This is a genomic window from Sphingorhabdus sp. EL138, assembly GCF_945890115.1.
GTDB lineage: Bacteria > Pseudomonadota > Alphaproteobacteria > Sphingomonadales > Sphingomonadaceae > Sphingorhabdus_B.
Genome location: NZ_CAMDCK010000006.1, coordinates 112,527 through 125,791, shown reverse-complemented (window position 1 = coordinate 125,791; position 13,265 = coordinate 112,527). Strand labels below are relative to the sequence as shown.

At 55.4% G+C, this 13,265-nt stretch carries 11 protein-coding genes; 6 read left to right on the top strand and 5 right to left on the bottom strand.

What is annotated here, in order from left to right; genetic code table 11:
- A partial coding sequence (locus Q0O07_RS04515; protein ID WP_295490902.1) for a helix-turn-helix domain-containing protein occupies positions 1-482 on the bottom strand: 482 nt, incomplete at its 3' end.
- Between the two features lie 287 nt (positions 483-769).
- On the opposite strand from Q0O07_RS04515, the gene Q0O07_RS04510 reads away from it, so the two are divergent.
- From Q0O07_RS04510 to Q0O07_RS04495, 4 genes are read left to right on the top strand one after another with little or no spacing between them, the layout of a single operon-like run.
- On the top strand, positions 770-2,239 hold the full coding sequence (locus Q0O07_RS04510) for a phosphotransferase (RefSeq protein ID WP_295490900.1): 1,470 nt from the start codon (positions 770-772) through the stop codon (positions 2,237-2,239).
- Complete coding sequence (locus Q0O07_RS04505; RefSeq protein ID WP_295490897.1) at positions 2,236-2,994, top strand: SDR family NAD(P)-dependent oxidoreductase; 759 nt, start codon at positions 2,236-2,238, stop codon at positions 2,992-2,994. Before Q0O07_RS04510 ends, Q0O07_RS04505 begins: the two co-directional genes overlap by 4 nt.
- 9 nt (positions 2,995-3,003) lie before the next feature.
- The gene (locus tag Q0O07_RS04500) at positions 3,004-3,825 is read left to right on the top strand and encodes an SDR family NAD(P)-dependent oxidoreductase (RefSeq protein WP_367271041.1); all 822 of its coding nucleotides are present in this window, start codon (positions 3,004-3,006) and stop codon (positions 3,823-3,825) included.
- Positions 3,826-3,840: 15 nt separating this feature from the next.
- Complete coding sequence (locus Q0O07_RS04495; RefSeq protein WP_295490894.1) at positions 3,841-4,278, top strand: nuclear transport factor 2 family protein; 438 nt, start codon at positions 3,841-3,843, stop codon at positions 4,276-4,278.
- Here Q0O07_RS04495 and Q0O07_RS04490 read toward each other — a convergent pair.
- Entirely contained in the window at positions 4,275-5,636 is a 1,362-nt protein-coding gene (locus tag Q0O07_RS04490; RefSeq protein WP_295490891.1) for a phosphotransferase, read from the bottom strand. The genes Q0O07_RS04495 and Q0O07_RS04490 overlap by 4 nt on opposite strands.
- Positions 5,637-5,761: 125 nt before the next feature.
- On the opposite strand from Q0O07_RS04490, the gene Q0O07_RS04485 reads away from it, so the two are divergent.
- Positions 5,762-6,745: a nuclear transport factor 2 family protein gene (locus Q0O07_RS04485; RefSeq protein WP_295490888.1), complete on the top strand. Its 984-nt coding sequence runs from the start codon at positions 5,762-5,764 to the stop codon at positions 6,743-6,745.
- 60 nt (positions 6,746-6,805) lie between these two features.
- On the opposite strand, the gene Q0O07_RS04480 is transcribed toward Q0O07_RS04485, so the two are convergent.
- From Q0O07_RS04480 to Q0O07_RS04470, 3 genes are all read right to left on the bottom strand, one after another.
- Positions 6,806-9,232 (bottom strand): TonB-dependent receptor, encoded by a 2,427-nt coding sequence (locus Q0O07_RS04480; RefSeq protein ID WP_295490885.1) that lies wholly within the window; start codon positions 9,230-9,232, stop codon positions 6,806-6,808.
- A gap of 251 nt (positions 9,233-9,483) precedes the next feature.
- Positions 9,484-10,260, bottom strand: a complete 777-nt coding sequence (locus Q0O07_RS04475) for an SDR family oxidoreductase (protein ID WP_295490883.1) — start codon at positions 10,258-10,260, stop codon at positions 9,484-9,486.
- Positions 10,260-11,918: an FAD-dependent oxidoreductase gene (locus Q0O07_RS04470; protein WP_295490880.1), complete on the bottom strand. Its 1,659-nt coding sequence runs from the start codon at positions 11,916-11,918 to the stop codon at positions 10,260-10,262. The genes Q0O07_RS04475 and Q0O07_RS04470 overlap by 1 nt, the downstream gene beginning before the upstream one ends.
- A 142-nt stretch (positions 11,919-12,060) precedes the next feature.
- Between Q0O07_RS04470 and Q0O07_RS04465 the strand changes: the two genes are divergently transcribed.
- Complete coding sequence (locus Q0O07_RS04465) at positions 12,061-13,263, top strand: acetyl-CoA C-acetyltransferase (RefSeq protein WP_295490879.1); 1,203 nt, start codon at positions 12,061-12,063, stop codon at positions 13,261-13,263.
- Positions 13,264-13,265: the final 2 nt, after the last annotated feature.

The following is a 13,265-nucleotide window of genomic DNA, read 5'->3' as shown; positions in this document are numbered from 1 at the left end:
AACCGGCGGATCTTCTCGCCGCGCTTGCCGATGAAGGTGAGAAACTTGACGTCCATCTGGATGTGATGGCCTGGCACCTGCTTGTTATAACGCTTGGTGTGAACTTTGCGCATGCGGGTTCCGCGCGGCAGTCTGCCAACACCGTTACGGCGCAGAATGCGCGTTACACCAGCGTCGGAGATTTTGATGTCGTGATATCGCGCTAGGTACCAAACGATCCTGATCGACCCGAGGTGGTATTTGCTGCGCAGGTAGAGGACCTTGTCGACGATCTCGGGTGGCGTCTGGTTGGCAGGGTTCTTCGGAATGGGCTTTTGGTTGATCAGCCCGGCTTCGCCGTTCCGCTCGAATGAGGCTTTCCAGCGGTAGAAGCTTGATCTGCCAATGCCGAAGTATCGGCATGTTTTGCCTACATCACCGATCTTCTCAGCATGGCGCAGCACCTTTAGCTTGCGCTGAATATCTCGTTCTTCCTTGGTCATCGGTTCCATCCTTCTGCTTGCCTATCGGCAATATGAAAGATGTCCCGCGAGTCCGTACAGTCCTACAAATAGCTATACTACCTTCAAACTTTGCCTGACGCAAAGCAATCGCTGCCTGTGCACCGCCGTGCCCACCACCGACGATTAGAACGTCATATTGCCCCACAGTCTTGTCCTGTTTTATTCTGCCGTCCGAGCCGCATAAACCGGCAATTCAGTCAAAAAGACCTATCGTTGTAAAGGGCGAGCCACTGTCGGAGCTGGTAGACACAGGAAAACAGTGTGGAATGACGCAACAGGTTAGGAGTACCAACAATTTGCCCAACATGAACACGTCAAAAACAGAAGTATCGTTCGACGCCCATGCGGACGATGTCAGTCAGCTAACGCGTTATTTGGAAGACGAGCTGGGATGTAGTCAGATTGCGTTGCACAAGGAACGCCGCTGGCGTCCGGTTTGGCGTGCAGCATTGATGCGGAACGGCAAGCCCACCGAGATGCTGTTGAAGGGTGACCGAACATGGCTGACCCATCCATACCCGCTCGAATATGAAATGCTGATGCAGCGCACATTGCATGAAAATGGCATACCGATCCCAGCGATCTTGGGCATGTGTCCCGATCCAAACACTATTGTGATGGAATGGGTGCGCGGCGGTCGCGACCCTGGGTTGATTGCCGAAGCCATAGAGAACCGGTCAGTGATGACCGACGACCGCTGGCAGGCGTCGCTGCGCTATATGGAAATTCTGGCCGATATGCACCGCATTCCGCCCGAGAAATTTGTGGCCGTCGGCGCAACGTTGCCAACCGGCGATGAAGAGATTGCGCTGGCGAATTTCGAGCGGTTTCATGCGATGACCGGCCAGATCAACATAACCGATCCATTCATCGAGTTTTTCTCGCGCTGGTTGCGCCGCAATTATCCTAACGGTCGCAGCAGCATATCATTCCTGACGGGCGATTGTGGCCAGTTTCTTTCCGATGGTCCAGAAATGACGTGCATTCTCGACGTTGAAATCGGCCATCTGGGAGATCCAATGCGCGATCTTGCTTGTTTTCGCGGGCGGCACCCTATTGAAAATATGGGCGATGTCCCGGCGCTGTTCCTCCATTATGAAAAGGCTATTGGGTTACCCCTCGATTATGATGCGCTCGCCTTCCATACGGTCGCCTTCCTTTGTGAAGCCTATTACGGACCGCTGTTCGGGATGCACGACACCGCACGCGGCGGTGACTGGGTCGAAAGCGTGTTTCAGGTCGCGGTTATTGCGCGGCGGGCGATGGAAGCGTTAGCCGAGATTATCGGCATGGAGCTTGACACGCTGACTTTGCCGGAACAGCCCGCAACGACACCCTATGAAGACCTCGCCTTAGGTAAGTTGATTGCCGATCTGGAGCGCTTGCCTGAATCCGACGCTTTGCAGGACTGGCAACGCAATATCCTCGTCTCTGTTCCACATTATTTGCGCAACCGCGGCCATTATCGCAACTGGTGCGAGCAAGCCGATATCGCGGAGACAGCAGCATTAACGGGAACGCAACCGAATAATCTCACAGATGCAGACAGCAACCTCACGCAATTCATCAAGGCCGCCGGTCCCGAACAAGACGCTGCGCTTACCCAGCTGTTTCACCGCCGGTTCCTGCGCCACTGCCTGATCATTGCAGGTCCAAACCCAAGCCCGGACCATATCGCACTGGCTGTTATGGAGCCAATTCTCAACCGCAGACCTGCTCAGGAAAGCACGCTATGAACAATGGTGAATTCGACGGCAAAGTGGTGCTTGTCACAGGCGCAGCGTCGGGGCTCGGTCGCGCCGCAAGCGTGCGGTTTGCGCAAGAAGGTGCGCAGGTTTGTTTGGTGGATATCAACGCCGCTGGACTCGCCGAAACGGCACAAACAATCACCGATGCCGGAGGACTTTGTGCAAACTACTGCGGCGATTTGGGGCTGCCGTCCAATTGTGAGGATGCGGTAAACGTGGCTCGCGAGGCATTTGGTCGCCTTGATGTACTGTGCAATGTCGCGGGCATATTGCGCTTTCACGCGCTTGCCGATGTGAGCGCGGAGGACTGGAACGAGCTTTTTGCCGCCAATGTGACAGCACCATTCTTCATGATGCGAGCGGCAATGCCGTATCTCGTTGAGTCGAAAGGCAATGTGGTCAATGTAGCATCGACGGCAGCATTTATTGGCCAATCCTATACCGCGCCATATGCCGCGACCAAAGCAGCTTTGCTCAGCCTGACCAAGTCACTGGCGATGGAGTTCATCAAGTCGCCGGTCCGGATTAACGCAATAGCACCCGGCGGTATGATGACGGAAATGGTTCAGGGGCTCGCCTTTCCCGAGGGTGCCGATACCGACATGATCTTGCGCTATTGCGGATTTCGTCCTCCCAATACGCCCGAAGACATTGTCGAGCCGTTGCTCTTCTTGGCGTCGGACAGGGCACGCGCGGTCCACGGGGCATGCTACACCGCCGATAATGGCATTACGGCAGGTTAAGGGGGTGAAATGATGAACGAGACCATCGTATTGGTGACAGGCGCAAGCCGTGGGCTGGGACGAGGGATCGCGCGGGCCTTTGGCTCAAAGGGCGCAACCGTTTACGTCACAGGACGTCACGCCGCCGAACTTGAGAGCGTCGTTGGCGAGATCAATGCGGGTGGCGGTAAAGGTGTCGCCGTCGTTTGCGACCATCAGGACGACGAGCAAGTTGCGGCGCTTTTTGCGCGGATAGCCAAAGAGGCAGGGCGTCTCGATATATTGGTCAACAATGCGGCGGCAGTTTACCCTGACGCGCTGATGGCTCCCGGCGGCTTTTGGGAAAAGCCGCTCAACCTCTCGGATATGATCGATGTTGGCCTGCGCTCCAACTATGTTGCGGCTTACTACGCTTCTCCCATGATGGTTGCGGCGAAACGCGGACTGATTGCGAGCATTTCTTTCTACGGTTCGGTCTCCTATTTCCACGGCGCGGCTTATGGTGCAGCAAAGGCCGGAACTGACAAAATGATGCGTGACATGGCGGTCGATCTGGCACAGCACAATGTGGCTGCTGTCGCAATCTGGCCGGGCTTCATTCTGACCGACGCCGTCAAAGCCATCCCGTCTGAGTATTTGCCTGAAGAGTTACGCGCAAACCTGCCTAACTGGGAGACGCCAGAATTTACCGGGTTGGTGATTGACGCCTTGGCCCGTGACCCCGACCTCATGTCGCTATCAGGGCAAGCCCTCATCGGTGCGGAATTGGGCGAGCGCTACCGGATCGTCGATCTCGATGGCAAACAGCCGATATCTTACCGCGCGACTATGGGTGCGCCTGCAAATCACTGAATAAGGGAGAATTTGATGTCGCTTGAAGCAAATAAAGCTGTTGTGCGTAGCTATTTTGAAGCGGTAAATTCGGGCAATTGCGACGCGATCCTTGCGCTCACCACCGAAAATTTCCTGTTCACGACAATGGCGCGCGCCCCTGACTGGTTGCAAATTGAATGGGGCCGCGAGGCGTTTTCGCAAGTGCCGCCAACGATGTCGCAATTGATGAAAGCGCCTATTCACTTGGCGGTCTTGAACATGATCGGTGAGGGCAACAAGATCACTGTCGAGGCGGAAACCGATGGCGAGATGCTGAACGGGCGGCGGTACAACAATGCCTATCATTTTGCGTTTGAACTGGCTGACGGCAAATTGCATCGCGTCCGCGAATATAGCTGCAGCTATCTCGCACAATCCTGTTTTGGCGCGGTTGAGCCGGGCAACCCGGAAGCCTCCAAAATGGCGGATTAGCGTTCCGGAATGATCTGAAGGTCCAGCCCGACGAACGCAGACGCAATGCCGCATCCGGTCAACAGAAAGTCCTGACGCCGCAACCAGTTGTGGAAATGCTGGATCAGGCGGGCGTCATATTCGGGTCCGGCTTGCAGGACAAAGGCTTCCAGCTTTTCCATCATGTCGTCCTGATCGGTCGGACGCTGACCTATCAACGCAGCGGTATCATCCAGATCGGCGTCGACGACGTCTGCACCGTAAGTCAGCCAGCGCTGCTGATAGAGCGCCAACGCCGCAGCCGAATCGCGCGAATAGGCGGTTTGATCATCGGGTGCGGGGAGCGTGCCAATCTGCCGAACCAGATGCGAACCGGCTTGGTTGAAGCCCATTTCGCGCACGACGGGCTCGCGTGGTTCGATCAATTGCAAACCAATGTGCGCCGCCATCGCGGTATAGCTCCAGCGCGCGGTCGCAACGGCGAAATTGAGATAGGCCATGTAGTCCTGCTCCTGCGTTGACGTAAACGCCAGCGGCCAGAGCATGAAGCCGTTAACCCCGCAAAAACCGGCTGTGTGATATTCGATCACTTGCTTCGATATCCGGTCGCCGCTGACTTTTTCATAATGATCATACAGCGCCGACAGGTTCCCAAGCGGTTCGGACGTATCGCGCAATCGCATCCCTGCAAGTTCGGCCGCCGGATCGCCGAAGGACGACATCTCGAAATCGATCAGACCTGTAACGCGGTCGCCATCGAACAGGAATTGTCCGGCATCCGGATTGATGAAAGCGGCACGTGTCCGGTCTTTCGGCACATGACGCCTCAACCATCCGGCAGTGAATCGCATCAAAGGCCATGGTCGTCCGATTAGCCGGTCGAAGATCGCTTCGGAGGCTGCATACAGGTTGCGCGACACCGCATCTGCACCTTGCGGAACGTCCAGACCGACTTCAGCAAAAGCTTCTGTGGGCATGCGGTGGATCGCCGCCATAATCTCCACAAATTCTTCGCGGACTTTTTTCTGGATATCAGTATCGACGATCAAATTGGTGTTGATAATTCCATGGATGCGTTCAAGCACGAGCGCTTCGGGGTCATCGATAAGGCCAATAGCCTTTGGCACCGGAATGCCATTGGCGAGATAAGCGCGATGGATCGCCGCCTCCTGCGCCATATTGATCGGAGAGGTGTAATTATCCCCGCGCGGGCCGCGGATGTAGAGCGATATCAACTCACCATCGCGCGATACTTCGGCGTCCCAACCGGTTCGCCACCGGGCATGCGCTGTGAAAAGCGTCACCTTTCCCAGATTGCTCTCCAGCCAGGCAAATACCTTGCGGTCCATTTCTCCGTTCAGGATAATCGCTTCACTCATACCCAACTGCCTTTGCTGAACTACCGGTACAGCTTGAGGATTATCACCAGCAATCGACCTGTCCCCGGGCAGGGACGCACGAACGTGGCATTGATAGCCTCATGCTTCAACAAAAGGAGAAGGTCATGGGTAGATTGAAAAAGTGCGCGGCTATGGCACCATTGGTGTCATGCTTGGCTATGCTCGCATCGTGTGCGAACGCAGAAAAGCCTGTTTCATTTAACGCGCCCGCCGACGTTGCCGCAATCAAACAGATCAAAACGACGATGGCCACCGAAACCAACATGGACAAGCTCATCGGCTATTATGCTGACGACGCAACCGTGCTCGATATTTACGCGCCGGGCATCTACAAGGGCCGCGATCAAATTTACGCCGGTTTTGCACCGCAAATGGCGGCCATTCAGTCCATGACGCATAGGATGGCGGAAATGAATCTAGCGACCAATGGAAATTTTGCCTGTGCGGCATCGCTGATCGAATTCGATGCGGTGTTGAAGGACGGCAAGAAAATGTCGCTCAGCGTGCGGCAACTCGATGCGTTCAAGAAAATCGGTAACGAATGGAAAATCGTGCAGCAGCATATTTCGCTGCCGATTGATCCAAAATCGGGGGCTGCTATCATCGACGGCCCTGTCAACGCTCGCGGCGAAATAGCTTGGTCCGAAGATCCCCTGCCCGGCCCAGCTTCCACCCCTGAAGAAGCAAAAGCCGCTATCCGGACATGGATGGACGTCGGTGGCGCTTCAACAAGTCTGGATATGTTGATGGGCTATTATGGACCCGGCGAGGACATTCTGGTCTACGACAGCTTTGCTAGCAATCTGCGTGGTATGAAGGAAGTCCGCGCGCATTATGCCGCGATCATGAACAGCTACACCGACATCAAGCTGGAAATGCCCAATTTCGTGGTCGATTCAGACGGCGTGTTCGGCGTGCAGCTCGATACACAGCGCATTACGCTCAGCATGAAAGATGGCAGCACTCAAAAACTCGCGCTTCGGCAGAGCGACTGCATGCGCAAGTCAGGAGACAAATGGTATTCGTTCCTCGAACATCTCTCATTCGCAGTCGACCCGAAAACTGGGCAAGGCGTCGTGTCCTTCTGAACAAAAAAGGCCGCCTCTTTTCGGAGGCGGCCTTTTTTAACATTACTTATTCCGGAAAGATCAGAACTTGATTGTCGCTGTCGCACCAAAAGTGCGCGGCGCGCCCTGAAATTGCACGGTAGCGCCAAGACCGGCGTAGCCATTGAATACGTTCGTAAACCAAGCCTGGTTAGTCAGGTTGCGACCCCAGAATGCCAATTCAATACCGGGATTGTCAAAGTTGATCGCTATGAGACCATTCAACAATCCGTAACCCTTGATGATCGATGCCGCATTGGAAATCGCAATCGCGTTGATATTTGACTGTGTTCCACCCTGCGCAAGCGACTTTGCAGTCGCCGCGTCCATCGCCCGGTCTGCAATATACGCATAGTCCGCGTGCAAGGAGACTGCACCGAAAGAGGTCGGGAACGTCTGGGTTGCGCCCACATTCCATGTCCACTTTGGAGCCTGGGTTACGGGTTCCCCAGAGCGATCAACAAGAACGGGCGCTAACGCAGTTCCCTGGTTCTCGGTGCGGCTTCCACGAACATATTTTGCGTCCAGATAGGAAAGGCTACCCGTCAGTTCCATACCATCCCACGGCAGCGCAGTACCTTCAAACTCGAAGCCCTTTGCATCGACTTTGCCGGTGTTGGTTACGAACTGAGTGAGCGTCGTACCGACAAGCGCATTGACAATTCGCTGAACATTGGATTGCTTGGCGAAAAAGAATGCCATGTTGGTCCGCAAACGACGGTCGAGAAAATCGCCCTTGAAGCCGACTTCGGCATCGCGCACTTTTTCAGGATTAAACTGTTGTGTGAACGGTGCAGGCACAAACCGCGAGTTGAAACCACCCGACATCGAAGCACCACTGGTCTTGGCATAAAGGAACAACTGGTCGCTGAGACGGTAGTCGGCACCCAGGGTCCACGCAGGGTATTTGAAGCTCGCCGAGCGCGGATCGGTACAAGGGGCTGCTTCAGCGGTTTTTCCAGTATTGGGGCCGACAGTGCAAACTTCAAGATTATCCGGCTTACGCCAGTTGTCTGTGCTTTGTCTGTCGATCGTGCGCTTATCCCATGTGTAGCGTAAACCACCCGTAACGCGCAGGGCATCGGTCACATTGTAGTTAAGCTGCGCAAACGCACCAGCTGACCGCGAACTATATTCGCTCAGAGTCCGGGCGCTTTGGACGCCGCCAAGAACGAAGGCGCGCGACTGTTCGTCACCCGATTCTTTAAAGTAATAGACGCCGGTTTGCCAATCAAGCGCGCCCAATGAGCCAGACAATTGGAGTTCTTCGCTGAACTGCTCATTGTTGTAAGTACTAATAAAGGCTGACGTTGCATTTGGCAGAAATGGTGTAAACGGGTTTACGGACGAGGGAAACCCATGAAGGTCAAGACTGTCGTCTGTGAAAGACTTGCGATAGGCAGTAATCGATTTGATGCTGACGCCCCCAAGATCCCATTCGAGCGTTCCGGAAATTGCATCGACCTCATTATTGTTTTGCAACGTATCGATTTGGGAATCGCCCGTTTGCGGACGAGAGAATGTGTCCGTCCATTTCGAATTCGCCGCTGTGAACGCGGGCAACTGCGCCGATGAAACAAACTGTGCAAATTCGGGGTTAATGAAAGCTCCGTAGCCGGGCAGCGAGAGAACAGAGGGGTTAATGGCGGCAACCGCCGTCGCATTGCCGTCATCCGCATAACGCACAAAATCGGCGATTACGGTCAACTTCAAATTCGACTCGACTGGTGCGACAACCAAAGTGCTGCGCAGGACGAAATCCTTGTCAATGCTTCCTTGCGGATAACCGATCTTATCATTCTGGAAATATCCGTCGCGCTTGCCATAACGGCCAGCAATCCGAAGCCCTACAGCTTCGCTCACCGGCGCACTTACCATGCCTTCAATCGATTGATAGTTGTAGTTGCCAAAACCGACCTTGAGCATAGCTTCATATTCGTCGCCAGGGCGATTACTCGTCAAGTTCAACGCGCCGCCTGTTGTGTTGCGACCGAAAAGCGTACCCTGCGGCCCACGCAAAACTTCTGCACTGGCCATATCAAGGAAACCGAGATTTCCGACAATCGGACGAGCGACGTAAACGCCGTCCATGTAGATCCCGACGGACGAATCCGAAAGCGAGTTCGGGCTATTCTGTGCCTGACCGCGAATAGCGAGATAAACGATTGATGCCGGACCCGTACCGCCAGTGCTGATAGTCAAACTTGGCGCGGTGCGAGCCAAATCGGTAACTTCAAACACTTGCTTGCTTGCCAAATCGTCAGCACTCAAAGCCGTAACGGCAACCGGAACGGATTGAATATTTTCCGATGACTTGCGCGCTGTGACAATGATCTCGGCGATACCGCCTTGATCGGCTGTTTCTTCTTCTGCCGGTGCAGATTGCGCCTGCGCCGCGCCCGAGATTACAAGTCCTGCCGCCAGAACCGTCGACGTCATAAACAACGTGCGGATGTTACCAATTTTCATACAAGCCTCCCCTAAAAATCTTTTAATACTGCATACCCAATGGCGGAGCACCTTGTACCTTTTAGCCATCGCGTGAAACTAGAACGGCGTTATTTATGCCGGTTTGTGCGTAATCGTAGTTGCCTCCCTCACTCACACCTATCTAAAGATTGGCTCCTGAGTGAGGGCGATATAATGTCGGTTTTAGCCTCATTTCCGTAACGTCTGTGATAATTCGGCAACATTTAGTCGTACAAGCCGCCCCGTCCTTATTAGCATTTCGCTGTCCACCCTCCATCAACCGGAAGGACATGCCCGGTCACCATCGCCGCGTCGTCCGAGCACAGCCATGCAACGACTTTTGCCTGCTCAGACGGGTGGATAGCTCGCATTATCGGCTGTTCCTTGACCAGCATGTCAATCACCATCTGGCCGATCTCAGGCCCGGCTTTGTTGTACGCTTCTGTCGGAGTGACGCCCGGTGCGATACAGTTTACGCGCACGCCACGATCCGCATAGCTGACGGCGGCGAACTTTGTTAGGCGAATGACTCCCGCCTTCGACGCCGCATAGGCTGCGCCTGCTGTGCCTACGTAGAGCAGCCCCGCCAAGGAGGTAATGTTCACAATCGAACCGCCGCCATTCTCGATCATATGCGCGATTTCATATTTCATGGAGAGGAAGACACTGCGCAGCGTAACCGCCATCGTGTGCTCCCAGCTTTCAAGGCTTTGATTGTGGAAGTCGTTGCCCGATGCATCACGATGCGCGTCACCGACAATATTAGCCGCGATATGTAATCCGCCAAATGCTTCGATGGTATGTGCAACCAAACGGGCGACGTCATCTTCCTGGGTTGCATCCGCCCGCAAGAACCGCACGTCGGCACCGGCAGCTCTCAATAACTCGGTCTGCGCCTCCCCTGAATCGCTGTTGATGTCAGCAAGCATGACTTGCGCGCCTCGGTCCGCAAACATGTGCGCAGTAGCGGCTCCGATGCCGGCACCTGCAGCAGTAACAAGGGCGACTTTTCCGGCAAACTGCTTCATTATGCTGAATTTCTTTCACTGGCCGCTATACGCTGGCTCGTCATGTCGAGGGCTGCAAGATAACCGTAGAGTACACCGCGTGTGTTCGCGATGCCGCTATTATAGCCACCACCGATGTCCAGCCACGCTGCGGAGTTGCCAGCCGCATAAAGCCCGGGGATGGGTTGGTCGCTGACATCGAGTACACGGCCATCGACATCGATGGGGAGACCAGCGGTTGGAACACCCATGGTCACGCGCTCAATCTTCACGGCATAAAACGGCGCAGTCAGCACCGGTGCCATGTTGGGATTGAGTAAATTCGGATCGCCAGTCATGATCCGGCCCCAAGGGACCGTGCCGCGCCCGAAATCATGATCAACGCCGTCGCTGCAAAAGCCGTTATATCGCTTTATGGTCTCGGCCAGCGCGTCGGCATCGATTCCGACCGTTTGCGCCAACTCCGCTAAAGAATCCGCCGTCGCAGCCATGCCTTCTGGCAATTCCATTCCTGGCCAGCTCGGCGACATGCCATATTTGTCGAGCATGTTCTGATCGAATATTATCCAAGCCGGCCAATTGGGCTGACCGTTTTCCTGCCCGTCAAAGCGTGCAACTTTTGTTGCGACGTCGGGGTAAAAGCCGTCATTGGCGAAGCGTTTGCCATGACGGTTCACCGCGATGCTGTGCGGAACGCCCGGCAAATACATTCTGTAGCTGTCTTTACCGTAAATTTTCTCGCCCGGCACTTTGTAGCCCAAAAAGATCGGACTTTGCGACGGCGCGCGCGCCGGCACAGCGATTGCCCCTGCCCGTGCCGCCATCATGATATGGTCACCTGTGACCGTTGGTGGTGACATGCTTCCGGCCTCAGGTAGTGCATCAAAGGCGCGCACGAAATCTGGCTTCCAATCATACCCTCCGGTTGCGAGTACAACGCCAAGCCGTGCGCGAATGCGCTTTTCGCCGTCGGCATCCTTGACGACGACGCCCAGCACTTCGCCATCTTCGATGATAAGTTCGGTGACAGCAGAAGACGTCCGCATCACCACACCGCGTTCGCGCGCCGCAAACACTTGCGCTGCCGCAAGCCCAGCGCCAGCACATCTTTCGCCTGCTTTAAGATGATGTTGGAGCGCTTCCACCACCGACGCGCCGCCGGTCTGCATCGCGACAAATTCATTCGAGGTGGTATAACTGTAGCCGTCACCGTAAGGCGACGTCAGAACCTTGTCCGCGAGAGCGCCGAGGCGGCTCGCTGCGAAGGGCATTACCTCGACATAGCGACCTGCTGACTTTGATCCCTGAACTGCGGGATAATAATAGTCAGGCAGTTTATCGATCACCGCCATTTCTATGCCGATAACATCGGTCATGAAACGCAGCGCCTCTCGTCCGCGTTCGATAAACACACGGCGGCGGTCTGGCGTTGCGAAGCCTTGCGACAAGTGAGTCAGATAAGCGTCCGCATCTTCGTCACTGTCCGCCACGGCATCGGACTGCAAGTGATGCGGCCCGAGCCATAACTGACCGGATGACAGCGCACACGTACCACCCAGTAAGTCAAATTTTTCGAGCACAATTGCCGTAGCTCCGCGCTCGGCAGCGGTCAGCGCTGCGGACATGCCTCCAAGCCCCGATCCGACGCAAACGACGTCGAAATCCTCATCCCACTGCATGAAATTATCCTCCCGCGCCTCTTTGCATTGACTAGGGTGGCTTGGCATGACCGCGCCCCTCCCTTCGATAGGTGTTCAGCGGCCTTTGTTGATGCGGAGAGCAAAGCAATCCGGTTCAACGTAAAATCTCAAGGAAACTTTGATGGACGCCTATATCTTCGATCATGTGCGCACGCCGCGTGGCAAGGGTCGGCCCGATGGAGCACTGCATGAGGTCACATCGGTCCAACTGGTAACGCAGTTGCTAGAAGCCGTGCGTGACCGCAATTCGCTCGACACGGCGTTGCTCGACGATGTCATCATCGGCACGGCGCAGCCGGTTGGCGAACAAGGCGGCGTTCTCGCGCGTGCTGCAGTTCTGAATGCTGGCTATGCTGAAAGCGTTGCCGGCCAGCAAGTACACCGTTTTTGCGCGTCCGGCCTTGATGCCGTCAATTTGATCGCCGCTCAGGTCCATGCAGGCGTGATGCAGGCGGGTATCGGAGGCGGTGTCGAAAGCATGAGCCGTACCGTCATGGGGTATGACAGCGGCGCATGGACGTCCGACCCGGATGTTGCGTTTCACAACCATTATGCACCGCAGGGAATTGGCGCGGATATGATCGCGACGCTTGATGGCTTTACCCGCGAAGACGTCGACGGCTTTGCCGCAGAAAGCCAACGGCGCGCAGCGCAAAGCTGGGCTGAAGGTCGCTTCAAAGGGGCCATAGTTCCCGTCAAGGATGTGATCGGTGAAGTGCTGCTCGATCATGATGAGCATATGCGGCCGGGCACAACGGTCGAAAGCCTCGGCAAGTTGAAAGCGGCATTTGAGGGACTTGGCAAGGGCGGCTTCGAGAATGTCGCCAAGGCGCGCTATCCCGAAATCGAGGAGCTGTCCTACGTCCACCACGGCGGCAACAGCTCTGGCATCGTCGATGGTTCGGGCGTTGTGATGATCGGGTCCAAAGAATTTGGCGAACGCGCTGGAATGAAGCCACGGGCACGCGTCGTGTCCTATGCATCAATGGGATCGGAACCCACCATCATGCTGACCGCGCCTGCCGATGTGACCAAAAAGGCGTTGAAGAATGCGGGTATGGAGGTCGGCGATATAGACCTGTTCGAACTCAACGAAGCTTTCGCCAGCGTCGTTCTGCGCTATATGAAGCACCTCAATATCCCGCACGACAAAGTCAATGTGTGCGGCGGAGCGATTGCCATGGGCCATCCGCTCGGTGCGACTGGCGCGATGATTACCGGTATTGTTCTCGACGAATTGGAACGCACGGGCAAATCAACCGGCCTCATCACTTTGTGTGCCGCCAACGGGCTTGGCACCGCAACAATCATTGAACGCGTCTGACG

Coding starts and splice junctions, on each gene's coding strand:
- Q0O07_RS04470 (WP_295490880.1), bottom strand. CDS start 11,918: ATGCAGTGGGATGAGGATTTCGACGTCGTTTGCGTCGGATCGGGGCTT.
- Q0O07_RS04510 (WP_295490900.1), top strand. CDS start 770: ATGACGCAACAGGTTAGGAGTACCAACAATTTGCCCAACATGAACACG.
- Q0O07_RS04485 (WP_295490888.1), top strand. CDS start 5,762: ATGGGTAGATTGAAAAAGTGCGCGGCTATGGCACCATTGGTGTCATGC.
- Q0O07_RS04465 (WP_295490879.1), top strand. CDS start 12,061: ATGGACGCCTATATCTTCGATCATGTGCGCACGCCGCGTGGCAAGGGT.
- Q0O07_RS04500 (WP_367271041.1), top strand. CDS start 3,004: ATGATGAACGAGACCATCGTATTGGTGACAGGCGCAAGCCGTGGGCTG.
- Q0O07_RS04490 (WP_295490891.1), bottom strand. CDS start 5,636: ATGAGTGAAGCGATTATCCTGAACGGAGAAATGGACCGCAAGGTATTT.
- Q0O07_RS04475 (WP_295490883.1), bottom strand. CDS start 10,260: ATGAAGCAGTTTGCCGGAAAAGTCGCCCTTGTTACTGCTGCAGGTGCC.
- Q0O07_RS04480 (WP_295490885.1), bottom strand. CDS start 9,232: ATGAAAATTGGTAACATCCGCACGTTGTTTATGACGTCGACGGTTCTG.
- Q0O07_RS04505 (WP_295490897.1), top strand. CDS start 2,236: ATGAACAATGGTGAATTCGACGGCAAAGTGGTGCTTGTCACAGGCGCA.
- Q0O07_RS04495 (WP_295490894.1), top strand. CDS start 3,841: ATGTCGCTTGAAGCAAATAAAGCTGTTGTGCGTAGCTATTTTGAAGCG.